At 47.2% G+C, this 25,151-nt stretch carries 20 protein-coding genes; 16 read left to right on the plus strand and 4 right to left on the minus strand.

The window, feature by feature from the left end; genetic code table 11:
• Positions 1 to 68: 68 nt before the first annotated feature.
• Together pta and ackA are read right to left on the minus strand one after the other, a co-directional pair.
• Complete coding sequence (gene pta / locus PXH59_RS01585; RefSeq protein WP_285810017.1) at positions 69 to 2,213, minus strand: phosphate acetyltransferase; 2,145 nt, start codon at positions 2,211 to 2,213, stop codon at positions 69 to 71.
• 100 nt (positions 2,214 to 2,313) lie between these two features.
• Positions 2,314 to 3,516 (minus strand): acetate kinase, encoded by a 1,203-nt coding sequence (gene ackA / locus PXH59_RS01590; protein ID WP_285810018.1) that lies wholly within the window; start codon positions 3,514 to 3,516, stop codon positions 2,314 to 2,316.
• Between the two features lie 263 nt (positions 3,517 to 3,779).
• Between ackA and yfbV the strand changes: the two genes are divergently transcribed.
• The 3 genes from yfbV (at position 3,780) to PXH59_RS01605 (ending at position 7,058) form a co-directional block, all read left to right on the plus strand.
• Complete coding sequence (gene yfbV, locus PXH59_RS01595) at positions 3,780 to 4,235, plus strand: terminus macrodomain insulation protein YfbV (protein WP_285810019.1); 456 nt, start codon at positions 3,780 to 3,782, stop codon at positions 4,233 to 4,235.
• A 77-nt stretch (positions 4,236 to 4,312) separates the two neighbouring features.
• Positions 4,313 to 4,972 (plus strand): sugar phosphatase, encoded by a 660-nt coding sequence (locus PXH59_RS01600; protein ID WP_285810020.1) that lies wholly within the window; start codon positions 4,313 to 4,315, stop codon positions 4,970 to 4,972.
• Between the two features lie 256 nt (positions 4,973 to 5,228).
• Positions 5,229 to 7,058, plus strand: a complete 1,830-nt coding sequence (locus tag PXH59_RS01605; RefSeq protein ID WP_285810021.1) for an SLC13 family permease — start codon at positions 5,229 to 5,231, stop codon at positions 7,056 to 7,058.
• A gap of 61 nt (positions 7,059 to 7,119) precedes the next feature.
• Here the strand turns inward: PXH59_RS01605 and yfbR are convergent, their stop codons facing one another.
• Entirely contained in the window at positions 7,120 to 7,701 is a 582-nt protein-coding gene (gene yfbR / locus PXH59_RS01610) for a 5'-deoxynucleotidase (protein WP_285810022.1), read from the minus strand.
• Positions 7,702 to 7,928: 227 nt separating this feature from the next.
• Positions 7,929 to 9,143, minus strand: a complete 1,215-nt coding sequence (locus tag PXH59_RS01615) for a pyridoxal phosphate-dependent aminotransferase (protein ID WP_047769425.1) — start codon at positions 9,141 to 9,143, stop codon at positions 7,929 to 7,931.
• 795 nt (positions 9,144 to 9,938) lie between these two features.
• Here PXH59_RS01615 and hexA point away from each other — a divergent pair.
• From hexA to nuoM, 13 genes are all read left to right on the plus strand, one after another.
• A complete protein-coding gene (gene hexA, locus PXH59_RS01620) occupies positions 9,939 to 10,931 on the plus strand; it encodes a transcriptional regulator HexA (protein WP_285810023.1) in 993 nt (330 codons plus the stop codon).
• Positions 10,932 to 11,641: 710 nt separating this feature from the next.
• Positions 11,642 to 12,106, plus strand: a complete 465-nt coding sequence (locus PXH59_RS01625; protein ID WP_285810024.1) for an NADH-quinone oxidoreductase subunit A — start codon at positions 11,642 to 11,644, stop codon at positions 12,104 to 12,106.
• 15 nt (positions 12,107 to 12,121) lie between these two features.
• A complete protein-coding gene (locus tag PXH59_RS01630) occupies positions 12,122 to 12,796 on the plus strand; it encodes a NuoB/complex I 20 kDa subunit family protein (RefSeq protein WP_047769419.1) in 675 nt (224 codons plus the stop codon).
• Positions 12,797 to 12,871: 75 nt separating this feature from the next.
• A complete protein-coding gene (gene nuoC, locus PXH59_RS01635) occupies positions 12,872 to 14,671 on the plus strand; it encodes an NADH-quinone oxidoreductase subunit C/D (protein ID WP_200897770.1) in 1,800 nt (599 codons plus the stop codon).
• Positions 14,672 to 14,673: 2 nt separating this feature from the next.
• Positions 14,674 to 15,219, plus strand: a complete 546-nt coding sequence (nuoE, locus tag PXH59_RS01640; protein ID WP_047769415.1) for an NADH-quinone oxidoreductase subunit NuoE — start codon at positions 14,674 to 14,676, stop codon at positions 15,217 to 15,219.
• Positions 15,216 to 16,580: an NADH-quinone oxidoreductase subunit NuoF gene (gene nuoF / locus PXH59_RS01645; RefSeq protein WP_285810025.1), complete on the plus strand. Its 1,365-nt coding sequence runs from the start codon at positions 15,216 to 15,218 to the stop codon at positions 16,578 to 16,580. The genes nuoE and nuoF overlap by 4 nt, the downstream gene beginning before the upstream one ends.
• A 61-nt stretch (positions 16,581 to 16,641) precedes the next feature.
• On the plus strand, positions 16,642 to 19,365 hold the full coding sequence (nuoG, locus tag PXH59_RS01650; protein ID WP_285810026.1) for an NADH-quinone oxidoreductase subunit NuoG: 2,724 nt from the start codon (positions 16,642 to 16,644) through the stop codon (positions 19,363 to 19,365).
• Positions 19,365 to 20,342, plus strand: coding sequence for an NADH-quinone oxidoreductase subunit NuoH (nuoH, locus tag PXH59_RS01655; protein ID WP_047769408.1), 978 nt, complete (start codon positions 19,365 to 19,367; stop codon positions 20,340 to 20,342). Before nuoG ends, nuoH begins: the two co-directional genes overlap by 1 nt.
• 16 nt (positions 20,343 to 20,358) lie before the next feature.
• Complete coding sequence (gene nuoI, locus PXH59_RS01660; RefSeq protein WP_047769406.1) at positions 20,359 to 20,901, plus strand: NADH-quinone oxidoreductase subunit NuoI; 543 nt, start codon at positions 20,359 to 20,361, stop codon at positions 20,899 to 20,901.
• Positions 20,902 to 20,913: 12 nt separating this feature from the next.
• Complete coding sequence (gene nuoJ, locus PXH59_RS01665) at positions 20,914 to 21,444, plus strand: NADH-quinone oxidoreductase subunit J (protein ID WP_285810027.1); 531 nt, start codon at positions 20,914 to 20,916, stop codon at positions 21,442 to 21,444.
• On the plus strand, positions 21,444 to 21,746 hold the full coding sequence (nuoK, locus tag PXH59_RS01670) for an NADH-quinone oxidoreductase subunit NuoK (protein WP_045971435.1): 303 nt from the start codon (positions 21,444 to 21,446) through the stop codon (positions 21,744 to 21,746). Before nuoJ ends, nuoK begins: the two co-directional genes overlap by 1 nt.
• Positions 21,743 to 23,605 (plus strand): NADH-quinone oxidoreductase subunit L, encoded by a 1,863-nt coding sequence (gene nuoL / locus PXH59_RS01675; protein WP_285810028.1) that lies wholly within the window; start codon positions 21,743 to 21,745, stop codon positions 23,603 to 23,605. Before nuoK ends, nuoL begins: the two co-directional genes overlap by 4 nt.
• Positions 23,606 to 23,624: 19 nt before the next feature.
• A complete protein-coding gene (nuoM, locus tag PXH59_RS01680) occupies positions 23,625 to 25,145 on the plus strand; it encodes an NADH-quinone oxidoreductase subunit M (RefSeq protein ID WP_047769400.1) in 1,521 nt (506 codons plus the stop codon).
• The last annotated feature ends 6 nt before the right edge of the window (positions 25,146 to 25,151 follow it).

A 25,151-nucleotide genomic window follows, 5' to 3' on the forward strand; every position in this document is an offset into this window, starting at 1 on the left:
AATTTTATTATAAAAAATAGCCCTATGCTAACAGCGTAGGGCTATCTCATGTTTATGCAGCGAGAAAATTACGCGTTTTCTTGCTGAGTTGCCTGAATTGCAGTCAGTGCAACGGTATAAACGATATCATCAACCAGTGCGCCACGGGACAGGTCGTTAACGGGTTTGCGCATGCCTTGCAGCATTGGCCCGATAGAGACCAGATCGGCTGAACGCTGTACCGCTTTGTAAGTGGTATTACCGGTGTTCAGGTCTGGGAAGATGAACACGGTTGCCTGTCCTGCAACCGGTGAGTTCGGTGCCTTGGATTTCGCTACATCTGCCATGATAGCTGCGTCGTACTGTAATGGGCCGTCAATGATCAGGTCTGGGCGTTTTTCCTGTGCTAAACGGGTTGCTTCACGCACTTTTTCAACGTCGCTGCCTGCACCAGAGTTACCGGTGGAGTAAGAGATCATCGCAACGCGAGGCTCAATACCGAATGCTTTCGCAGAATCCGCAGATTGGATTGCGATTTCGGACAGTTGTTCTGCGGTTGGGTCTGGATTGATCGCACAATCACCGTAAACCAGCACTTGTTCTGGCAGCAACATAAAGAAGACAGAAGAAACCAGAGAGCTATTGGGTGCCGTTTTGATTAACTGCAATGGCGGGCGAATGGTGTTTGCTGTGGTATGCACTGCACCGGAAACCAGACCGTCAACTTCGCCTTGTTCCAGCATCATGGTGCCCAGAACGACGTTGTCTTCCAGTTGTTCGCGGGCAACAACTTCGGTCATGCCTTTGTTCTTGCGCAGTTCAACCAGACGTGGCACATAGCGTTCACGTACTGACGCAGGGTTAACAAGCTCAATACCTGCGCCCAGTTCAACGCCTTGAGCCGCCGCTACACGCCGGATCTCTTCTGGATCGCCCAGCAGGATACATTCTGCAATGCCACGTTCAGCACAGATGGCCGCTGCTTTGACAGTACGTGGTTCGTCGCCTTCCGGCAGAACGATACGCTTGCCAGCCTGACGAGCCAGTTCGGTCAACTGATAGCGGAATGCCGGCGGAGACAGCAGGTTTGGACGCTCTGATGCAGCCGCCAGAGAATCGATCCACTCGTTGCTGATATGTTGTGCAACGTAGTTTTGCACTTTTTCGATGCGCTCATGGTCATCGGCGGGAACTTCCAGACTGAAACTTTGCAGGTTCAGGGAAGTCTGCCATGTATTGGTCTTCACAGTGAAAACGGGCAGGCCGGTGTTGAATGCACGTTCGCACAGTTCACGGATAGAATCATCAATTGAGTAACCACCGGTCAGCAACACGGCACCAATTTCAACGCCATTCATGGCTGCCAGACATGCCGTGATCAGTACGTCAGGGCGGTCAGCCGAAGTCACCAGCAGAGAACCCGGGCGGAAGTATTCCAGCATGTTAGGAATGCTGCGGGCACAGAAAGTCACGGACTTGATGCGACGGCTTTCGATGGCACCTTCATTGATGATGCTAGCTTTCAGGTGCTTAGCCATATCAATTGCACGGGTAGCGATCAGGTCAAAACTCCACGGGATACAACCGAGAATAGGCAGTGGACTGTTTTTGAAGATAGTTTTGGGATCGACGTTGGTAATCGTCGCTTTGGTTGATTCGTCAAAGATCTCGGATAAATCCGGGCGAGTACGACCTTGGTCATCAACCGGGGCATTCAGTTTATTGACGATAACACCGATAATATTTTGGTTCTTGCTGCCACCGTATTCAGCACGGCTCAGTTCAATTCTTTCTTTCAGTTGCTCTGGGCTGTTAGTACCCAGGGCTGTCACGAACACGATTTCTGCGTTCAGTGTTTTGGCGATTTCATAGTTCAGGGATTGGGCAAACGGGTGTTTGCGGGTCGGAACCAAACCTTCGAGCAGAACCACTTCCGCATCTTTGGCGTTTTCGTGGTAACGCGCCACGATCTCTTCCATTAATACGTCTTTTTTGTTAGTGGTCAGCAGTGACTCCACATACGCCATATCCAGAGGTTCAGCAGCATGGATGCTGGAGTGTGAACGGATAATGGAAGTGGTTTGATCCTGAGAACCAGTGTGACGTGGCTGTGCGATAGGTTTGAAAACGCTCAGACGAACGCCTTTTTGCTCCATGGAGCGAATAACACCCAGGCTGACACTGGTTAAACCAACGCTGGTGTCAGTAGGAATTAACATAATTGTACGGGACACGGAAACCTCTTTAACGGTTGCTCGTCAGTCAATAAATGTGACTCAGTGTGATATCTTCGTGAAAACCGCCAACAATGCCGGCGGTTCTAAAATCATCTGATTATGCGGTCAGACGTGCTGAATCCTGAGCAATCACCAATTCTTCATTGGTTGGGATAACCAGCGCAGGGCGGCTGTTATCTGTCGTGATAACGCCTGATTTGCCAAAGCGGGCAGCAAGGTTACGCTCGTGATCATATTCAAAGCCCAGCAGTGCCACTTTCTTCATGGTCAGTTCACGAACCAGCGCGGAGTTTTCACCGATGCCACCCGTGAAGATAATGGCGTCCAGACGACCTTCCATCAATGCGCTGTATGCACCGATGTATTTAGCCAGACGGTGGCAGTAAACATCCATAGCACGTTTTGCGTCAGCTTTGGTTTCGTAGTTGTCTTCTACATAACGGCAATCGCTGGTGACTTCGGTCAGACCTAAGAAACCAGACTCTTTGGTCAGCAGGGTGTTGATCTGAGCAATGCTCATACCCATTGCATCGTGCAGGTGGAATACGATAGCGGGATCGATATCACCACTGCGGGTTCCCATGACCAGACCTTCCAGCGGGGTCAGGCCCATAGAAGTATCAACACACTGGCCGTTGACAATGGCAGAAACAGAACCACCGTTGCCCAGGTGGCAAGTGATGACATTCAGTGTTTCAACGGGTTTGTTCAGCATCTTGGCTGCTTCACGGGAAACATAGAAATGGCTGGTACCATGTGCACCGTAACGACGGATGCCATGCTCTTTGTACAGGTTGTAAGGCAGTGCGTACAGGTAGGCTTCTTCAGGCATGGTCTGGTGGAATGCGGTATCAAATACGGCGATATTTTTCTCAAGCAGATGAGGGAACGCTTTTTTCGCTTCAGCAATACCGATCAGGTGAGCCGGGTTGTGCAGTGGTGCAAATGGAATAGCCGCTTCAATGCCTGCGATAACTTCATCGGTGATAACCACGGAAGAAGTGAACTTCTCACCACCATGAACAATACGGTGACCGATGGCTGAGATTTGTGCAGAGAGTTCTGGCTTTTCAGCCAGGAGAGTATTAACAATGAAGTTCAGTGCTTCGCTGTGTGCTGCGCCGGCACCTAAGGCAGCTTCGTTTTTCGCACCATCCATTTTCCATTTAATACGGGCTTCAGGCAGGCCAAAGCACTCGGCTAAACCAGAAAGATATTCTTCACCATTGGCAGGATCGATGATAGCGAATTTCAGGGAGGAGCTACCGCAATTAAGAACCAGTACCAGCTTACTTGACATGGAAATACCTATTATCTTGTTGTGATCTAATCTTAAATAAGAACAATGTTAAAAATAAAATAATTTGTTAACAAACCGAACCCAATTGTTGCGAAAAAGGGCAAAATTCCTGTTTTGCTACTGCAACAACATAAAAGTCTGTGTAGGATACCGTTTGCTAGCAATAAAGACAAAATATACTTAATAGGATTAATACTACAAAAAAGATTTTATCTTTTGTAGGGATTTTTTAAAAACTATACCTTTAATTGATTGAGGTCATGATGAACACGACACCGCCTGTTAGCCAGGGTTGGTTCAAGCGTATGCAATTAGGACAGCAATATTTGAAAACCTGGCCATTGGAAAAGCAACTTGCGCCGGTTTTTCCTGAGAATCGTGTGATTAAGGCGACTCGCTTTGGTATTCGGTTTATGCCGCCATTGGCAATTTTTACTTTGACATGGCAAATCGCTCTGGGGGGGCAATTGGGACCATCGGTGGCAACGGCACTGTTTGCCTGTAGTTTGCCATTACAGGGATTATGGTGGCTGGGAAAACGTGCGGCGACACCATTACCGGAAAAATTATTGCATTGGTTTTATGAAATTCGGGAAAAATTTGCTCAGGCAGGTATTGCAATGGCACCAATAGAACGTGTCCCGACCTACTTTTCATTGGCTGAATTGCTTAAACGGGCTTTTAAGCAATTGGACAACTCTTTTATTGATGATATTTAATCTATAGGAATTATGTGGAGTAAGTGTTTTATTATCACATAATGATTAACAAATAATGATATTTAAAGGAGTCGGATTTGGTTCTGAAATGTAGAGGTTTTTTATTCGATTTGGATGGTACGCTGATTGATTCATTGCCTGTGGTTGAGCGGGCCTGGATTCAGTTTGCCGATAAAATGGGTATCGATAGGGATGAAGTGCTGAACTATGTTCATGGCACGCCGGCGATATTATCTCTCCGGCATTTTATGCCAGATGCGAGTGAAGAGGAGATCGCCGGCACTTTCAAATGGATTGAAAAAATTGAAACAGAAGATACGGCAGACATTACAGCTTTACCGGGTGCTATCGCCCTGATTGATAAGCTGAATGCGCTGGATATTCCGTGGGCCATTGTGACATCGGGAACGGTTCCGCTTGCTTCTGCGCGTCATAAAGTAGCGGAATTACCGGAACCTGCTCATTGGGTGACGGCAGAGTCTGTTACAAATGGAAAACCAAATCCTGAGCCTTATTTGTTGGGGGCTGAGAAACTGGGATTATTGCCGGAGGAGTGTGTGGTGTTTGAAGACGCTGCTGCGGGGATCCATGCTGGGCTGGATGCGGGCTGTCAGGTTGTTGTGGTCCACGATTCCCCGGATATTCCACGCCGCGATGAAATCCAGTTGACAATTAATAATCTGGAAGATATTGAAATTGTTAAATCAGGCAGTTATGTCTCGATTTATACGCGATAAACGTCAAGTTGCAATCCGCAGGACGACGCGAGGCCTTATATTTCCCCGCTGCGCGGGGAAATATAACACGCATCTTGAAGTTGGATGGGTATATACCAGTTCCTTGATCAGAACGAGGGATTTTCTCTGAGAAACATGGCTTACTGACTTTGTTAACGTTTGTACCTGTAGGCTTTTGATAGATAGCCAGTCTGTTTATGAGCAGATTGGTCGTGCGGAGAGTCATATTTGAAAGGTATTGTTGATAGAGGCCAGATTGAATAGCGAACTGTTGTGGGTATTAACCCTGCTATTGATAGCCATTGTGCTTTTCACCACTAATAAAGTCAGAATGGATGTTGTGGCTTTATTGCTGATCATCGCATTTGTCTTGAGTGGCACACTGACGTTAAGTGAAGCTACTGTCGGTTTTAGTGATCCCAATGTGTTGTTGATTGCTGCCCTGTTTGTTATTGGCGAAGGGTTGGTGAGAACCGGGGTTGCTTATCAGATGGGCGACTGGCTGGTTCGTGTCGCGGGTAACAGTGAAACCAAGATGTTGGTTTGGTTAATGTTATCCGTTGCCGGACTGGGGGCATTCATGAGTTCTACGGGGGTTGTGGCAATATTTATCCCTGTTGTCCTGAGCGTGGCCGCCAGAATGAAAACCTCTCCGGGGCGATTGATGATGCCATTGGGCTTTGCCGGTTTGATCAGTGGCATGATGACTCTGGTGGCAACGCCACCCAATATGGTCGTTAATAGTGAGCTGGTGCGTGAAGGTCTGCGGGGGTTTGATTTCTTCTCCATTACACCAATCGGCATATTCGTGTTAATGGCTGGCGTGGTTTATATGTTAGTCGCGCGTCGCTGGCTAGGGGGAGCAAACCACCAGACAGCGGACGAGCGTTATCACCGGACATTTCGTGGTTTGATACGTGATTATAAATTGTCGGGTCGTGCTCGTCGTCTGACTATCCGTCAAGGTTCACCTCTGGTTGGACACACATTGGATGAATTAGGGCTGCGTGCCCGTTATGGTGCCAATGTCATTGGTATTGAACGTTGGCGTAAATTCCGTCGGGTGATGGTGGCTGCCACTGGAGATATGGAATTGCAGAGGCAGGATGTCTTGCTGGTGGATATGTCGGATAGTGATATTGATTTACGGGAATTTTGCCGTGAGCAGCAGCTAGAACCGATGGTATTGCGTGGGGAATATTTTTCCGGGCACTCGCGTAATGTTGGTATGGCTGAGGTTTCGGTGCTCCCTGAGTCCGAACTTTTGGGACAATCATTGCGTGATATGAAATTTCGCACCCGTTATGGTCTCAATGTCGTGGGGATCCGTCGCGGGGGAAAAGCGTTAGAAGGGAAGTTAGTGGATGAACCTTTGTTGCTCGGTGATACCCTGCTGTTAATTGGCGATTGGAAATTGATCATCGCGTTAAAAACAAAATCCCCTGATTTCATTGTGCTAAATCTGCCTGTTGAAGTAGAAAGTGCGGCTCCTGCTGCCTCACAGGCTCCTCATGCTTTATTCTGCCTTGCCCTGATGGTTGCCCTGATGCTGACCAATGAAATTCCGAATTTTATTGCCGCGTTAATTGCCTGCCTGCTCATGGGAAAATTCCGCTGTATTGATATGGAAAGTGCTTATCGTTCCATTCACTGGCCGAGCATTATTTTGATTGTTGGCATGATGCCTTTTGCGCTGGCATTGCAGAAGACGGGAGGCATTGATCTCATTGTCCGGGGATTGATGGATATCGCAGGTAATATGGGACCACGGGTGATGTTGGTGAGCCTGTTTGTACTTTGCGCCATGATAGGGTTGTTTATTTCCAATACTGCGACAGCCGTGCTCATGGCGCCGATTGCGATTGCGGCAGCGAATGAGATGGCTGTTTCTCCCTTGCCCTTTGCGATGATTATTGGTGTGGCGGCTTCGGCAGCATTTATGACACCGGTTTCATCTCCCGTTAATACATTAGTGTTAGGGCCGGGTGGGTATCAGTTTGCCGATTTCGTAAAACTTGGCGTACCTTTTACGTTAATTGTGATGGGGATTAGTGTTGCGGTGATCCCAATACTTTTTCCATTTTAATGTTTCTATCGGGCAGCTCCGTATGGCAGGGAGCTGCGTTATGATTAGAGTCGGATAATATCTATGAGCTGATTTCATCGAGGGAGAGGCTGAAACTCGGTACAAACACAGCAATAAAATAATCCATTTCTTCACTGCGACGTTCTGCCAGTGTCTTATCCAATCGTTTTTTAGCTTGATTGAATTCAGTATTGCCTGCTGAGAGTTCCTCCAGACATTTCAAGTAAGCACATAATGCATCAGCTTGCTTGATAATATGGATTTCTTCTTCACTATGGAGATGCTCATCCAGGATGGTGCGAAAATCATCCTGTAATTCAGTCGGTAACATATCCAATAATTTTTGTTGGGCTATTTTTTCTATTTTCTTATATTCATGGGCAATTTGGGGGTTGTAGTACTTAATGGGTGTCGGCAAATCCCCGGTGATGACTTCGCTGGCATCGTGATACATGGCCAACAGGGCGATCCGTTCAGGATTGACATTGCCGTTGCATTTACGGTTTTTGATGATTGCCAAAGCGTGTGCGACAAAAGCAACCTGCAAACTGTGTTCTGAAACATTTTCTGTGCGCACATTTCGCATAAGAGGCCAACGGCTAATTAATTTTAGGCGGGATAATTGGGCGAAAAAATGACTCATAATTTCCTCTTTGTAGCCGATTAATTTGTAGCAAAATTGTAGCGGAATAATATGATTAATTGTGAGCGGAGTATCAATAACTTGAAAAACGACGGGAATGTTCACTCGCGGAAAATTCATTTATGGAAAAATAGCGGTAAGTAAGAAATAAGTATTTATCTCAGAGAAAGGGCATCCCATTAATTTGTTAATATTAATGGGATTAGCTTTAATGGTAAAGGTTATGGTTATTGGCGGTAGTTACCGATAAACCGGGCAAATTTTTCAATTGCTATTTGTAAGTCAGCGACATGTGGCAGTGTAACAATGCGGAAATGGTCAGGATCTGGCCAGTTAAATGCGGTGCCCTGAACCAGTAAAACTTTTTCCTGTAATAAGAGATCGAGGACCATTTTTTGGTCATCATAAATATTGAAACGTTTGCTGTCTATTTTCGGGAACATATAGAGAGCACCCATAGGTTTCACACAGGAAATCCCTGGGATCTGGTTAATCAGCTCCCATGCACGGTTGCGCTGTTCATAGAGCCGGCCACCTGGGAAAATAAATTCACTGATGCTTTGATAACCACCTAATGCTGTTTGGATTGCGTGCTGCATTGGCACATTGGCACAAAGGCGCATTGATGCCAGCATTTCTAGTCCTTCAATATAATCCCTGGCCTGCTTTTTAGGGCCGTTCAGGATCATCCAGCCCTGACGGAAACCGGCAACGCGATAGGTTTTGGACAGACCATTAAAAGTAACGGTAAAGAGATCAGGTGCTAATGCTGCAATGGGGTGGTGCTGGGCATCATCGTAGAGGATTTTGTCGTAAATTTCGTCAGAAAAGATAATCAGATTATGCTGGCGGGCGATTTCTACTATTTCCAGCAACAACTCTTTGCTATAGACCGCGCCGGTTGGGTTATTCGGGTTAATAATAACGATACCACGAGTACGCGGGGTAATTTTACGGCGTATGTCGTCTAAGTCAGGAAACCAGCCCTGTTGCTCATCACATAGATAGTGGACGGCATTGCCGCTGGAAAGTGATACTGCCGCAGTCCAGAGAGGGTAGTCAGGCGCAGGAACCAACATTTCGTCGCCGGTATTCAGCAGGGCCTGCATGGATTGAACGATAAGTTCAGAAACACCATTACCGATAAAGATATCTTCAACGGTAACATCCAGCATATTTCTGGCTTGATAATGCTGCATGATGGCTTTACGCGCTGAATACAACCCTTTTGAATCAGAGTAACCCTGGGCTGTTGGCAGATTACGGATAACATCAACTAAAATTTCATCAGGCGCTTCAAATCCGAATGGTGCCGGATTACCAATGTTTAGTTTCAGTACCTTATTACCTTCTTCTTCGAGTCGTTTAGCTTCTTTAAGGGTATTCCCTCGAATGTCATAGCAGACATTATCTAATTTACTGGATTTATTAATGGAAAACATAGGGTGCCTCGACCTCTTTGGCGAAATGGATATTAACCCGGCATAAAAAGTGTGATGATCAATGTACTCTTCTCAGTCTGTATTTTGAAGAGGCTCTGATATCTTTGGTTAAAATGGTTGTTTTAAGAATAAATGAATCAGTTTGCTCTCTGAATTATTGTCTTTTATTGGTGTTTTATTTCAATCATATGTGTTAAATTGGAATTAAAATTTGCATAATGGCGAGTTTTTAGTTGGCAGGAGATGGCATTTTGACGGGGCTTCTGGGAACATGTGCCGTTTTTTTCAGGAACACCAAATTGTCAATAAAAGTAAGAAGATTTGTATAATGTATTCTTATAATTTATCGTTATCGACTTGAAGTTAATTTAAGTTTTTATCATCAGATACTTTGATAAATTTTTTGAGTTTTTACCCATAACATTTCTGGGCCTATTCAGTGAAAATGTTAATTTATTAAAAATGCTAATACTATCTGATAATGTTAAGTGTTCCTGATTCAGATTAAGTTATTCTTTGAAGCAAGTCAGAAAAAGGATATTTGTACTGGAAATTCGTGATTATGTGATGTAAATAGGGTTTTATCTCAGACTTATTTTGGGATTGCATAAATTTTGTTAAGAAAGGAGAAAATAAAACCCATGATGATTTAAATAGTAAAAAAATGCAGTAAACCTTTGCCCTATTTAATAGAGTAGAGTAATGTCACAATCGGTATTATTTTATTTGATACTGCTGAAGTAAAAACACCAGGTTAGTTAGTAATTAAAATCAAAAAAAAGTGATGAATAAACAATGATAAATGCAAATCGTCAGATAATAAACCTCGATCTCGATCTGCTAAGAACTTTTGTTGCTGTTGCTGACTTAAATACTTTTGCAGCAGCAGCGGCAGCTGTTTCTAGAACGCAGTCAGCTGTGAGTCAGCAAATGCAGCGGTTGGAACACCTCGTGGGGAGAGAGTTGTTTGCTCGTCACGGCCGTAATAAGCTTCTGACCGAACATGGTCTTCAACTTCTTGGTTACGCACGCCAAATTCTGCGAGCCAATGACGATGCAACCGCATCATTAACCTACAATGATGCAGACGGTGAATTGAGAATAGGTGTATCAGATGACGCTGTTGATACACTGCTTCCTTTCTTATTGAACCGTATTGCCTCTGTCTATCCACGTGTGGCTGTTGATGTGCGCATTAAGCGCGCTCAGTTTATCGAAAGCATGTTGGATAACCATGAGATTGATTTGGCAGTAACCACAGCAAAAATCAACCACCATCCTAAAACACTCTTACGTTCTTCGCCTGTCTTATGGCACTGTGCACCAGATTTCCAATTGCAGACAAACGAATCTGTCCCGTTGGTTGTGATGGATGAAACTAATCCTTTCCGCCAGATCGCTCAGGAAACGCTGGATATGGCCGGCATTTCATGGCGTATTGCGTATGAAGCTGCTTCCTTGTCCGCTGTGCGTGCGGCTGTGAATGCGGAAGTCGGTATTACCGCCCGCCCTCTGGAAATGCAGAATGCGGACCTGAGAATTTTAGGTGAAATTGAAGGATTACCACGTCTGCCGGAAATCCAATTCTTCTTATATCGTAATAGTAACGAACAGAACGAATCTGTTCTGACTGTTTTTGATGCGATAGAAAATAAGAAAACACCTTATACTGTAACAACTGTTGAATCCGATGAATCCGCCGAAATGGATGAATCTATCGACGTTATTGAACCCATTAAATCAACTGAATCAGTTGATGACAATTCCGTTGAAAATATAGACGAATAAGTATTATGTGTTTTATAGGCTAATATTTCCATTTTATTTATGGAAGTATTAGCCTGTTGCTAATGACTTATTAATAATCCTCCCAAGTTTCCATTTCCATTTCTGATATTTCTAACAAGAAATATACCCTACTAATTTTCCTATACCTTTCTAATTTTAGTTAAGAGAATGTTGCTGTGTTAACAAATTTCATTTTCCTAACTTGATAAAATAAAGCCATTTTCAGGAATGGTTCGCTTATCGCACTTTAATCGTTCTTTTTAGAAACGATTTATTAAGAATTGAATAAATTACATTCAAGTGTTGAATATTTTTCAATGAAATTGTGCACTTGATCATAAAAATACCCCAATTAGCGCAGTGGAAAGACAGGTTTTTCCTGCGATAATGATGTAGTAAAGTCGAGTTATCGGTTAGACTAGTTATGTCGGTAAGATGTTTTTTTTGTACGACTGACACGTTTTAGCGGTATACCAGCACAATCCGTTAATTAATGGTTTGTGGTTTGTAAATAAAAATGCAGGTGCTTTTGCCGTTATGGCAAATTTTGTTGAGAGGAATAAAAACCAAGACGACTCAAGCTAGAAGATAGATTGATTAGCATTGTTTCAGATTTGGTTGTTATCCCTTCCCATGAATCGATGTGGTGCAACACTGCCGGCAAAAAGAGCAGACACTTTGACACCACTTTTGATGAGTAAGCAACGAGTATGTCGACATCCACTGGAATTTTGGCCCATCACTGGGCATTCGCGGTTTTTCTAATAGGTGCTCTTGGTTTGTGCGCATTCATGTTATTGGGTGGGTACTTCATGGGGGGCAGGGCGAAAGCCAGAGCAAAACACGTACCTTATGAATCAGGTATCGATTCTGTCGGCAGTGCACGTTTGCGTCTGTCGGCGAAGTTTTATCTGGTTGCCATGTTCTTTGTTATCTTCGACATTGAAGTCCTTTACCTGTATGCATGGGCCGTCTCAATCAAAGAGAGCGGTTGGCTAGGCTTTGCCGAAGCAAGCATTTTCATTTTGGTGTTATTGGCAGGTTTGGTTTATCTGGCGCGCATTGGGGCGTTAGATTGGACACCAGCACGTTCAAAACGTCAGGTCAATAAACCGAGTGCTGATACTTATATCAACACGACTGGCAACCATACCAACAACAGTCACATGCAGTAATAGCGAGGCATAAAGATGGATTATACGCTCACCCGCATAGATCCTAACGGTGAGAATGACCGTTATCCCCTGCAAAAACAGGAAACTGTCAGCGATCCCTTAGAGCAGCATGTTCACCGAAGTGTCTATATGGGGAAACTGGAACATGCTCTGCATAATATGGTGAATTGGGGGAGGAAAAATTCCCTGTGGCCCTATAACTTCGGGCTTTCTTGCTGCTACGTGGAAATGGTGACGTCATTTACCGCTGTTCACGATGTTGCACGTTTTGGTGCAGAAGTTTTGCGAGCATCTCCCCGTCAGGCTGATTTCATGGTGATTTCCGGAACCTGTTTCGTCAAAATGGCACCTGTCATTCAACGCCTGTACGACCAATTGCTGGAGCCGAAATGGGTCATTTCAATGGGAGCCTGTGCAAACTCCGGTGGTATGTACGATATTTATTCCGTAGTGCAGGGGGTTGATAAGTTTATCCCTGTCGATGTTTATATTCCTGGCTGCCCTCCTCGCCCAGAAGCCTATATGCAGGCACTGCTGCTGTTGCAGGAGTCCATAGGTAAAGAACGACGCCCACTGTCATGGGTAGTTGGCGATCAGGGAGTTTACCGTGCCAATATGCAATCAGAAAGAGAAAGAAAACGCGGTGAACGTATTGCAGTGAAAAACCTGCGGACTCCAGACGAAATTTAAGGCTTTTAGCCATATAGCGTAACCAGAGCAATGTGTTGCGATCACAAAAACCCTGATCAAGCGTTGTGGTGAAGAATGATGACAGATCAGATAGCGCAAGAAAGCGCCCGGCCTGCCTGGGCAACACGAGATCATCTTGATGATCCTGTTGTCGGCGAGCTTCATCGTCAATTTGGCCCGGATGCCTTTACCATCCAGCCGACCCGTACTGGTATGCCCGTTGTTTGGGTCAAGCGGGAACCGTTCCTGAAGGTAATAACGTTCCTGAAACAATTGCCCAAACCCTATGTCATGCTGTTTGACTTGCATGGCGTCGATGAGCGTCAGCGCTCTCACCGAGAAGGCTTGCCAGCGGCTGACTTTTCGGTGTTTTATCACCTCCTTTCCATTGAGCGTAACCGTGACATCATGCTGAAAGTCGCGCTCGCTGAACAAGACCTGAATATCCCTACTGTCACGTCAATTTTCCCAAATGCCAATTGGTATGAACGTGAAACGTGGGAAATGTTTGGCATCACATTTAACGGCCATCCCAATTTGCGTCGTATCTTGATGCCGCCGACATGGGAAGGCCATCCGTTGCGCAAGGAGTATTCTGCGCGAGCCACGGAATTTGATCCTTTCGTCCTGACTAAGCAGAAAGAAGATCTGGAAATGGAAGCGCTGACTTTCAAACCCGAAGAGTGGGGCATGAAGCGGGGCACGGATAATGAAGATTTCATGTTCCTTAACCTTGGCCCAAACCATCCTTCAGCTCATGGTGCATTCCGCATTATTCTGCAACTGGATGGCGAAGAAATTGTCGATTGTGTTCCTGATATCGGCTATCACCATCGTGGTGCCGAAAAGATGGGGGAACGTCAGTCATGGCACAGCTATATCCCTTATACCGATCGTATCGAATATTTGGGGGGATGTGTTAACGAAATGCCTTATGTACTGGCGGTTGAAAAGCTGGCCGGTATTGAAGTCCCCGATCGGGTGAAAACCATTCGGGTCATGTTGTCCGAGCTGTTCCGCATTAATAGCCATCTGCTTTATATCAGTACATTTATTCAGGACGTTGGGGCGATGACGCCCGTCTTCTTTGCCTTTACTGACCGGCAGAAAGTTTACGATGTCGTCGAGGCGATTACCGGGTTCCGTATGCATCCGGCATGGTTCCGTATTGGAGGTGTTGCCCATGACTTGCCACGCGGTTGGGATAAGCTCTTGCGTGAATTGCTGGACTGGCTACCGAAACGTCTGAATTCTTATGTCAAGGCCGCGTTGAAAAACAGTGTCCTGAAAGGGCGTTCTGTTGGGGTTGCGTCCTACAATGCCAAACAGGCTTTGGACTGGGGGGTGACTGGTGCGGGGCTGCGGGCCACGGGTATTAGTTTTGACGTACGTAAATGGCGTCCTTATTCCGGTTATGAAAATTTCGATTTTGAAGTACCGACAGGCTACAACGGTGATTGCTATGATCGGGTAATGCTGAAAGTAGAAGAAATTCGTCAGAGTCTGCGCATCCTTGAGCAGTGCCTGAAAAATATGCCGGAAGGACCATTCAAGGCTGATCACCCACTGACCACGCCGCCACCGAGAGAACGGACTTTGCAGCACATAGAAACCATGATTAATCACTTCCTGCAAGTGTCATGGGGTCCGGTCATGCCCGCCAATGAATCATTCCAGATGATCGAAGCGACTAAGGGTATCAACAGTTATTACTTGACCAGCGATGGTAGCACCATGAGCTACCGTACCCGTATCCGTACACCCAGTTTTGCTCACTTGCAGCAAATTCCCTCGGTGATCCGCGGTAGTCTGGTTTCTGACCTTATCGTCTATCTGGGCAGTATCGATTTTGTTATGTCTGATGTGGATCGCTAACGATGCAAAGTGAATTTAACGCAAACAAGCAAGCACGCCTTGATGTGGTTAACGTAACGGACGCTCAGACACCGGATGAGTTTGTATTGAGTGCTGACGAACGTAATGCCATTGAGCAGGAAAAACACCACTACGAAGATCCGCGTGCTGCGTCAATCGAAGCACTGAAAATTGTACAAAAGCAGCGTGGTTGGGTGCCGGATGGTGCCATTTATGCCATTGCTGGGGTACTGGGTATTCCGGCCAGTGACGTGGAAGGGGTGGCGACGTTTTACAGCCAGATTTACCGGCAGCCAGTGGGACGCCACATTATCCGGTATTGTGACAGTGTCGTATGTCACATCACGGGTTACCAGGGTGTTCAGGCAGCGATAGAAGCGTGTCTGGACATTCGTCCGGGGCAAACCACGGCCGATGGGCGTTTCACACTGTTGCCAACCTGCTGCTTGGGTAACTGTGACAAGGGACCTACGATGATGATTGATGAGGACACCCACAGTTACGTGAAACCCGAAGAAATTGAAAAATTACTGGAGCAATATCCATGACAACGCATTCAGGAGTGAAAGAAATTATCCGCACAGCGGAAACTCATCCCCTGACATGGCGGTTGCGTGATGACCAACACCCTGTCTGGCTGGATGAATACCGGAGCCAAAATGGTTATAAAGGAGCCGAAAAAGCACTGAAGGGCATGGCTCCTGATGAAATTACCGCACTGGTTAAAGATGCTGGCTTAAAAGGTCGTGGTGGTGCGGGCTTCTCGACAGGCTTGAAATGGAGCCTGATGCCAAAAGACGAAAGCATGAATATCCGCTATTTGTTGTGTAATGCGGATGAGATGGAGCCGGGTACTTATAAAGACCGCCTATTGATGGAGCAACTGCCTCATCTGTTGGTGGAAGGCATGTTAATCAGTGCTTTTGCATTGAAAGCCTATCGCGGTTACATCTTCCTGCGTGGTGAGTATGTCGAAGCCGCTGTCCATTTACGCAAAGCCATAGAGGAAGCGAAAGCGGCCGGATTGCTTGGCAAAAACATTTTGGGCAGTGGTTTTGATTTTGAACTGTTTGTTCATACGGGTGCGGGACGTTATATCTGTGGTGAAGAAACCGCCCTGATTAACTCCCTTGAAGGGCGCCGGGCAAACCCACGTTCAAAACCCCCATTTCCTGCGACAGCGGGCGTATGGGGCAAACCTACGTGCGTCAACAACGTCGAAACCTTGTGTAACGTTCCTGCAATTCTTGAGCATGGAAAAGAGTGGTATATCGGTCTGAGTGCCGGCAAAAGTAAAGATGCCGGTACTAAACTGATGGGCTTTTCTGGTCGGGTCAAAAATCCGGGTCTTTGGGAACTCCCTTTTGGCACAACCGCCCGTGAAATTCTTGAAGATTACGCGGGAGGAATGCGTGATGGCCTGCAATTCAAGGCCTGGCAACCCGGAGGGGCAGGAACCGATTTCCTGACCGCAGACCATTTGGATTTGCCAATGGATTTTGAGCACATCGCCAAAGCGGGTAGTCGTTTGGGAACCGCGCTGGCAATGGCAGTGGATCATGAGATCAATATGGTTTCCCTGACCCGCAATCTTGAAGAATTCTTCTCTCGTGAATCTTGTGGCTGGTGCACACCATGCCGTGATGGCTTGCCGTGGAGTGTCAAAATCCTCCGGGCTATTGAGAGTGGCAAAGGCCAGCCAGGTGATATTGAAACATTAGAACAACTCTGTCGTTTTCTTGGGCCGGGCAAAACGTTTTGTGCCCATGCGCCAGGTGCTGTGGAACCTTTGCAGAGTGCTATTAAATATTTCCGTGAAGAGTTTGAAGCAGGAATTGTCACCAAAGATTACGGCAATACCAACCTGATTGCGGGTATTCAACCAAACCTGCTCAACCAGCGTTGGTAACAGACAGCGCTAATTTTTGATTAACGCCTGCTGCGGCAGGCCATTGGGAAGCATGCTGACTATGGCTACGATACATGTAGACGGCAAAGAATATGATGTAAACGGGGCTGATAACCTGTTACAAGCCTGCCTCTCATTGGGGCTTGATATACCTTATTTTTGCTGGCATCCAGCGCTGGGAAGCGTTGGCGCTTGCCGCCAGTGTGCGGTGAAGCAATATCAAAATGCGGAAGATACGCGTGGTCGTCTGGTGATGTCTTGTATGACACCCGCATCAGATGGCACGTATATTTCCATTGATGATGATGAAGCTAAACAGTTCCGTGCCAGTGTTGTGGAATGGTTAATGACCAACCATCCCCACGACTGTCCAGTTTGTGAGGAAGGGGGTAACTGTCATTTGCAGGATATGACAGTAATGACGGGGCATTCATTCCGCAAATACCGTTTTACCAAGCGTACTCACAAAAATCAGGAATTGGGACCATTTGTTGCTCATGAAATGAACCGTTGTATCGCCTGTTACCGTTGTGTCCGTTATTACAAAGATTATGCGGATGGAACGGATTTTGGCGTTTATGGTGCTCATGACAACGTCTATTTTGGTCGCCCTGAAAGTGGCACACTGGAAAGTGAATTTTCCGGTAACCTCGTTGAAATTTGCCCAACAGGGGTATTTACCGACAAAACACATTCAGAACGCTACAACCGTAAATGGGACATGCAGTTTGCGCCAAGCATCTGCCAACAGTGCAGTATTGGCTGTAACACCAGCCCCGGTGAACGTTATGGTGAACTGCGCCGGATAGAAAACCGTTATAACGGTACTGTCAACCACTACTTTATGTGTGACCGAGGGCGTTTCGGTTATGGCTATGTCAACCGCGACGACCGTCCTCGCCAGCCACAACAATTGCGTGGCGATCAATGGATTTCATTGAATGCCGAGCAAGTCATGCAAGGAGGCGCAGACATTTTGCGTCAGGCGAAAAATGCCATTGGCATCGGTTCACCGCGTGCCAGTATTGAAAGTAACTTTGCCTTACGTGAATTGGTTGGTGCGGAAAACTTCTACAGTGGTATTTCAGCGGAAGAACAACATCGCCTTGATACGATGTTAGAAATTCTCCAGCAAGGGGGCGTCTATACGCCATCTCTGCGTGAAATTGAAGATTATGATGCGGTGTTGGTGTTAGGGGAAGACCTGACCCAAACGGCTGCCCGCATGGCGTTATCTGTGCGTCAGGCAGTGAAAGGCAAAGCGCGAGAAATGGCGGCTGCTCAGAAAGTGGCAGACTGGCAGATTGCGGCTGTGATGAATATTGGTCAACATGCCAAGTATTCTCTTTTCCTGACCAGTGTTGATGAAACCCGACTGGATGATATTGCCGCATGGAGTTACCGTGCACCGGTTGATGATCAGGCTCGCTTAGGCTTTGCCGTGGCACATGCCCTGAACAATATCGCTCCTGCGGTTGATGGCCTGCCGGGTGAACTGAAATCGAAAGTGGCAATCATTGCACAGGCATTACGTGATGCGAAAAAGCCATTGATTATCAGTGGTAGCAATTCAGGCAGCGATGCCTTGATTCAGGCTGCCGCTAATATTGCATGGGCGTTGAAAGATAAAGGCGCAGATGTCGGCCTTTCTTATGTTGCCGCGTATGCCAATAGTCTGGGGCTGGCAATGATGGAAGCGCAGCCATTGGATGTTGCTTTGCAGCGTATTGCTAAAGGGGATTCAGACACCGCCATTGTGATGGAAAACGATCTCTATCGTCATGCACCGGCGGATAAGATAGATCGCGCACTGGATAGCCTGAAAAACCTGATTGTCGTGGATCATCAGCGCACCGCCATCATGGATAAGGCGCATTTGATTCTGTCAGCCTCCAGTTTTGCAGAGAGTGACGGTACGTTGGTGAATCAGGAAGGTCGTGCCCAGCGCTATTTCCAGGTTTACGAACCGGCATTTTATGACAAATCTATCGTTATGCTGGAAAGCTGGCGCTGGATGCATTCCCTGTATACCACTTATACACAGTGCCAAACTGACTGGACACAGCTTGATCATGTGATAGCCGCTTGTGTCAAAGTGATGCCGCAATTCAAAGGCATTATAAATGCGGCTCCCGATGCGACATTCCGTATTCGTGGGCAAAAACTGGCGCGTTCACCTCATCGTTACAGCGGCCGTACGGCAATGTTGGCTGATGTCAATGTCCATGAGCAGCGCCAACCCCAGGATATCGATACCGCATTTGCTTTCTCAATGGAAGGGAACAACAGCCCATATGCACCACGCCAGCAAATCCCATTTGCATGGGCACCCGGCTGGAACTCACCACAAGCGTGGAATAAATTTCAGGCGGAAGTCGGTGGTAAGCTGCGTTTTGGCGATCCGGGGGTTCGTTTAATTGAAACGGTTGATGGTGGATTAAACTATTTTGACACTATCCCGACCGCATTCACTGCGCAAAAAGATCAATGGCATGTTGCGCCCTATTTCCATCTGTTCGGTAGTGAAGAACTGTCCCAACGTTCTGATGTAATACAGGAGCGTATGCCTGAGCCGTATGTGATGTTCAATCATAAAGATGCGGAGCATTTGAAGGTGAAAGAAGGTGCAGTAATGGCATTTGATTGTGAAGGGCAGAAACTGCGTTTGGCCGTGCGCTTGAGTGGTAATCTGGCCCAGGGGCAAATCGGCTTGCCTCTGGGAATGTCGGGTGTACCGCCGATCCTGGCAGGCAAATTAGTCCATAATTTACGGGAGGTTGCATAATGAGCTGGTTTACTCCCGAGGTCATTGAAATCCTGATTGCTGTACTGAAAGCGGTTGTCATTCTACTGGTCGTGGTTATCTGCGGGGCATTCATGAGTTTCTTTGAACGCCGTATCCTTGGCCTGTTTCAAAACCGTTATGGGCCAAACCGAGTCGGTTGGGGCGGTTCATTGCAGCTTGTTGCAGACATGATCAAAATGTTCTTTAAAGAAGACTGGGCACCCCGCTTTTCTGACAGAGCCATTTTCACCTTGGCTCCTGTCATTGCATTCTGCTCAATGCTTCTGGCCTTTGTGATTGTACCGGTAAGCCCGACATGGATGGTTGCAGACCTGAACATCGGCATCTTATTCTTTATGATGCTGGCAGGTCTGGCGGTTTATTCCGTGCTATTTGCTGGTTGGGCGAGTAACAACAAATATGCCCTGCTGGGTGCGATGCGGGCATCCGCACAGACACTGAGTTATGAAGTTTTCCTCGGTATGTCCATGATGGGCGTTGTGGCACAAGCCGGCTCCTTTAACATGGTGGATATCGTCAACTCACAGCAACATGTGTGGAATGTTATTCCTCAATTCTTTGGCTTCCTGACTTTTGCCATTGCGGGGGTAGCGGTATGCCACCGTCATCCCTTTGACCAACCGGAAGCAGAGCAAGAACTGGCTGACGGCTATCACATTGAATATTCCGGTATGAAATTCGGTCTGTTTTTTGTCGGGGAATATATCGCGATTGTGACGGTATCTGCTTTGATCGTCACGCTGTTCTTTGGTGGCTGGAATGGGCCTTTCTTGCCGCCGTTCGTCTGGTTTGCGCTGAAAACAGCATTTTTCATGATGATGTTCATCTTGATCCGCGCTGCTTTGCCGCGTCCTCGTTATGATCAGGTGATGTCGTTTGGCTGGAAGGTTTGTCTGCCGTTAACGTTACTGAATATGCTAGCGACAGCCGCAGTTATTTTATACAACGCTCAATAAAGGGGGCGATTGAACCATGACATTGAAAGAATTAGTGGTCGGTTTCGCCACCCAAGTACGCAGTATTTGGATGATAGGGCTTCATGCCTTCCATAAACGCGAAACAAAAATGTATCCGGAAGAGCCGGTTTATCTGCCGCCCCGTTACCGTGGACGCATCGTCCTGACGCGTGATCCTGACGGTGAAGAGCGTTGTGTTGCGTGTAACTTGTGTGCAGCGGTATGTCCGGTAGGATGTATCTCACTGCAAAAAGCCGAGCATAAAGATGGGCGCTGGTATCCTGAATTTTTCCGCATTAACTTTTCGCGTTGCATTTTCTGTGGCCTGTGTGAAGAAGCGTGCCCAACTACCGCTATTCAGTTGACACCGGATTTTGAACTGGGTGAATTCAAGCGTCAGGATCTGGTGTATGAGAAAGAAGATCTGCTGATTTCAGGGCCGGGTAAATATCCTGACTATAACTTTTACCGTAAGACAGGTATGGCGATTGACGGCAAAGATAAAGGTGAAGCCGACAATGAGGCCAAGCCTATCGACGTTAAAAGCCTGTTGCCGTAAGGAACGATATTCATGGAATTTACATTTTATGTCGCAGGGCTGGTTGCTATTCTGGCAACACTCAGGGTGATAACCCATACGAATCCAGTGCATGCACTGCTGTATTTGATTATTTCCTTGTTGGCATTGTCCGTTGTGTTTTTTTCAATGGGTGCCTATTTTGCGGGTGCTTTGGAGATCATCGTTTACGCGGGCGCTATTATGGTGTTGTTCGTCTTCGTCGTGATGATGCTGAATTTAGGCAAATCAGTTGTCGAGCAGGAACGGCGCTGGTTACAACCCAGAGCCTGGATTGGCCCGTCAATCCTGTCTGTTGTGCTGTTGATTGTGCTGGTTTATGCCATCAGTACACTGCCATCCGCTGAAATCAGTGGTGAAGTGGTCAGTGCCAAAGAAGTGGGCATTAGCCTGTTTGGCCCTTATGTACTGGCGGTCGAGCTGGCCTCTTTGCTGTTGTTGGCAGGGTTGGTAGTGGCTTACCACATCGGCCGTGAAAATCGGCAAGGGGAAGTGATCAGCACTCGTACGGAGGACCAACAATAATGATAGCGTTACACCATGGACTCATTCTGGCGGCTATTCTGTTCATATTAGGCTTCACCTGCCTGATTATCCGCCGCAATCTGTTATTTATGCTGATCGGGTTGGAAATCATGATCAATGCTTCAGCACTGGCGTTTGTCGTTGCTGGCAGCTATTGGCTCCAGCCTGATGGTCAGGTGATGTACATTCTGGCCATTACTCTGGCAGCCGCCGAGGCGAGTATCGGGTTGGCACTGTTACTACAGCTGCACCGTCGTCGCCAAAACCTGAATATTGATACAGTCAGTGAGATGCGCGGATGAACTTACTCTATTTAACCATTCTGCTGCCACTGCTGGGATTTTTGCTATTGGCATTTTCCCGTGGCCGCTGGTCTGAAAATATGTCAGCCACCATCGGGATAGGTTCTGTTGGGCTGGCAGCATTAGTCACATTCTGGGTAGCACTTGATTTTCTTGCACAGGATGGGGCAGGGGGGCGGGTTTACAGCCAAACGTTGTGGAACTGGATGGCAGTGGATAATTTCAGCATTCCGGTTAATCTGGTGCTGGATGGTCTGTCACTGACGATGCTCAGTGTGGTGACTGGCGTGGGTTTTCTGATCCACATCTACGCGTCTTGGTACATGCGTGGTGAAGAGGGATACTCCCGTTTCTTCGCCTATACCAACCTGTTTATCGCTAGTATGGTGGTATTGGTACTGGCAGATAACATGCTGTTGATGTATCTCGGTTGGGAAGGCGTCGGCCTGTGCAGTTACCTGTTGATCGGTTTCTACTACAAAACCCCGGCCAATGGCGCGGCGGCAATGAAGGCCTTCATTGTGACCCGTGTTGGTGACGTATTCCTTGCCATTGGTATGTTTATCCTTTACGACCAGCTTGGTACGCTGAGTTTCCGCGAATTGGCGGTATTGGCACCACAATATATTGAAGCAGGTTCTGGCGCGATCACCTGGGCAACCTTGATGATTCTGGGGGGGGCTGTCGGTAAATCCGCGCAGTTGCCATTGCAAACATGGCTGGCTGATGCGATGGCCGGTCCGACACCCGTTTCTGCGCTGATCCACGCCGCGACGATGGTGACCGCTGGGGTTTATCTGATTGCCCGTAGCCATGCATTGTTCTTGATGGCGCCTGATATCTTACATTTGGTCGGTATTATTGGTGCGATCACTTTGCTGCTGGCCGGTTTCGCGGCACTGGTACAGACAGATATCAAACGCGTACTGGCTTACTCCACCATGAGCCAGATTGGCTACATGTTTCTGGCATTGGGCGTACAGGCGTGGGATGCCGCAATTTTTCACCTCATGACCCATGCATTCTTCAAAGCATTACTGTTCCTGGCTTCTGGCTCGGTGATCCTGGCCTGCCACCATGAGCAAAACATCTTCAAGATGGGAGGGCTGAGTAAGCGTATCCCATTTGTTTATCTCTGCTTCCTGGTGGGTGGCTCTGCGTTGTCGGCACTGCCATTACTGACAGCCGGTTTTTATAGTAAGGATGAAATCCTGTGGGGTGCGTTGGCAAATGGTCATATGAACCTGATGCTGGCGGGGCTGATTGGGGCATTGATGACATCACTGTATACCTTCCGCATGATCTTTATCGTGTTCCACGGTAAAGAAAATACCCATGCTCATCCAGTCAAGGGCATTACTCATACCTTGCCATTGTCAGTATTGCTGGTGTTGTCAACGTTTGTGGGCGCACTGATTGTACCACCGCTGGCGGGTGTCCTGCCTGAGAGTGTTCTGTCAGAAAACAGTGCGGCAGGGCATGATGGCAAAATGACACTGGAAATCGTTTCTGGTGTGGTTGCCGTTGTCGGTATCTTGCTGGCGGCAGCGTTGTATCTGGGCAAACGTGGTGTGGTCAATGCCACAGCGAACAGTGCAGCGGGGCGTTTCTTCTCCACATGGTGGTTCCATGCCTGGGGATTTGATGCGCTGTATGACTGGGTATTTGTAAAACCATTCAAGGGCATCACCCGTTTGTTGCAAAGTGATCCTTTGAACTCACTGATGAACATTCCAGCCATATTGTCACGTTGGGGCAATAAAGGGCTTCGTTGGAGTGAGAACGGACAAGTCCGTTGGTACGCTACCTCTATGGGGTTGGGTGCAGTGCTGGTTTTAGCTCTGCTGCTTTTGGTTTAATTAAGGGACACATTGCGCCATGCTACTACCTTGGCTAATTCTTCTGCCTTTCATCGGAGGCCTGTTGTGTTGGCAGGCCGAGCGCTTCGGCACTCGTATGCCGCGTTGGATAGCGCTTCTGGCGATGGGACTGACGCTGTTACTCTCCCTGTACCTGTGGTTACAGGGTGGTTATACACTTACCAACCCACAGGGCATACCACAGTGGCAATCAGAATTCCTGCTTCCGTGGATCCCACGTTTTGGCATTAGCATTCATCTGGCACTGGATGGTTTATCCTTGCTGATGGTGGTATTGACTGCATTACTGGGTTTGATGGCGATCCTCTGTTCGTGGAATGAAAACCAGCCATATCAGGGCTTCTTTCACCTGAACCTGTTGTGGATACTGGGGGGCGTGATGGGAGTTTTCCTTGCCATCGACCTGTTCCTGTTCTTCTTCTTCTGGGAAGTGATGCTAGTACCGATGTACTTTCTGATTGCCCTGTGGGGACACAGAGGCTCAGAAGGTAAAACCCGTATCACTGCGGCAACGAAATTCTTCATCTATACCCAGGCTAGCGGTTTGGTGATGTTGATTTCGATTCTGGCACTGGCTTTTATTCACCATGATGCAACCGGCGAATGGTCATTCAACTATGAAAAACTGTTGGATACGCCGATGTCAAACACCGTTCAATACTTGCTAATGCTGGGTTTCTTCATTGCATTTGCGGTGAAAATGCCGGTTGTTCCTTTACACGGTTGGTTGCCAGATGCCCATAGTCAGGCCCCAACAGCCGGTTCAGTTGACCTTGCAGGGATTTTGCTGAAAACAGCGGCTTATGGTTTGTTACGTTTCAGTTTGCCTCTGTTCCCGCAAGCTTCTGCGGAATTTGCGCCGATTGCCATGTGGCTGGGCGTCATTGGTATTTTCTACGGTGCGTGGATGGCATTCAGCCAGACTGATATCAAGCGCTTGATTGCCTATACCAGTGTTTCTCACATGGGCTTTGTGCTTATCGCCATTTACACAGGTAGCCAATTGGCTTATCAGGGCGCGGTGATCCAGATGATTGCACATGGCCTGTCAGCCGCAGGGCTGTTCATTCTGTGTGGTCAGCTCTATGAACGTCTGCATACCCGAGACATGCGCCAAATGGGCGGATTATGGGGAAGAATTCAACTCTTGCCTGCGATATCCCTGTTTTTTGCGGTAGCCACATTGGGTATGCCAGGAACCGGTAACTTTGTCGGGGAATTTATGATCCTGTTTGGCAGCTTCAGTAAATTTACCCTGATTACTACGGTATCCGTGTTCGGTTTGGTTTTTGCTTCCGTTTATGCACTGTACTTGATGCAGAAGGCTTATTACGGTACGCCAAAAACGGATAAACCTTTACAGAGAATGGATGTACGTGAAATTTCCATTCTGCTGTTGTTGGTCGTCTTGCTGGTGATTTTGGGTGTTTACCCGCAGCCAATCCTTGATACCTCAGCCGCAGCAATGAGTCACATCCAGAATGGGTATTCAGCTTCACTTTTAACTACAAGGCCGTAATTCGCC

The organism is Xenorhabdus bakwenae, assembly GCF_030272115.1.
In the GTDB taxonomy this organism is placed as follows: domain Bacteria; phylum Pseudomonadota; class Gammaproteobacteria; order Enterobacterales; family Enterobacteriaceae; genus Xenorhabdus; species Xenorhabdus bakwenae.

Bases quoted from the DNA above. Each gene is read 5' to 3' on its own strand.
- ackA (WP_285810018.1), bottom strand. From the start codon at position 3,516: ATGTCAAGTAAGCTGGTACTGGTTCTTAATTGCGGTAGCTCCTCCCTG.
- yfbV (WP_285810019.1), top strand. From the start codon at position 3,780: ATGAACACGACACCGCCTGTTAGCCAGGGTTGGTTCAAGCGTATGCAA.
- yfbR (WP_285810022.1), bottom strand. From the start codon at position 7,701: ATGAGTCATTTTTTCGCCCAATTATCCCGCCTAAAATTAATTAGCCGT.
- PXH59_RS01615 (WP_047769425.1), bottom strand. From the start codon at position 9,143: ATGTTTTCCATTAATAAATCCAGTAAATTAGATAATGTCTGCTATGAC.
- hexA (WP_285810023.1), top strand. From the start codon at position 9,939: ATGATAAATGCAAATCGTCAGATAATAAACCTCGATCTCGATCTGCTA.
- PXH59_RS01625 (WP_285810024.1), top strand. From the start codon at position 11,642: ATGTCGACATCCACTGGAATTTTGGCCCATCACTGGGCATTCGCGGTT.
- PXH59_RS01630 (WP_047769419.1), top strand. From the start codon at position 12,122: ATGGATTATACGCTCACCCGCATAGATCCTAACGGTGAGAATGACCGT.
- nuoC (WP_200897770.1), top strand. From the start codon at position 12,872: ATGATGACAGATCAGATAGCGCAAGAAAGCGCCCGGCCTGCCTGGGCA.
- nuoE (WP_047769415.1), top strand. From the start codon at position 14,674: ATGCAAAGTGAATTTAACGCAAACAAGCAAGCACGCCTTGATGTGGTT.
- nuoF (WP_285810025.1), top strand. From the start codon at position 15,216: ATGACAACGCATTCAGGAGTGAAAGAAATTATCCGCACAGCGGAAACT.
- nuoG (WP_285810026.1), top strand. From the start codon at position 16,642: ATGGCTACGATACATGTAGACGGCAAAGAATATGATGTAAACGGGGCT.
- nuoH (WP_047769408.1), top strand. From the start codon at position 19,365: ATGAGCTGGTTTACTCCCGAGGTCATTGAAATCCTGATTGCTGTACTG.
- nuoI (WP_047769406.1), top strand. From the start codon at position 20,359: ATGACATTGAAAGAATTAGTGGTCGGTTTCGCCACCCAAGTACGCAGT.
- nuoJ (WP_285810027.1), top strand. From the start codon at position 20,914: ATGGAATTTACATTTTATGTCGCAGGGCTGGTTGCTATTCTGGCAACA.
- nuoK (WP_045971435.1), top strand. From the start codon at position 21,444: ATGATAGCGTTACACCATGGACTCATTCTGGCGGCTATTCTGTTCATA.
- nuoL (WP_285810028.1), top strand. From the start codon at position 21,743: ATGAACTTACTCTATTTAACCATTCTGCTGCCACTGCTGGGATTTTTG.
- nuoM (WP_047769400.1), top strand. From the start codon at position 23,625: ATGCTACTACCTTGGCTAATTCTTCTGCCTTTCATCGGAGGCCTGTTG.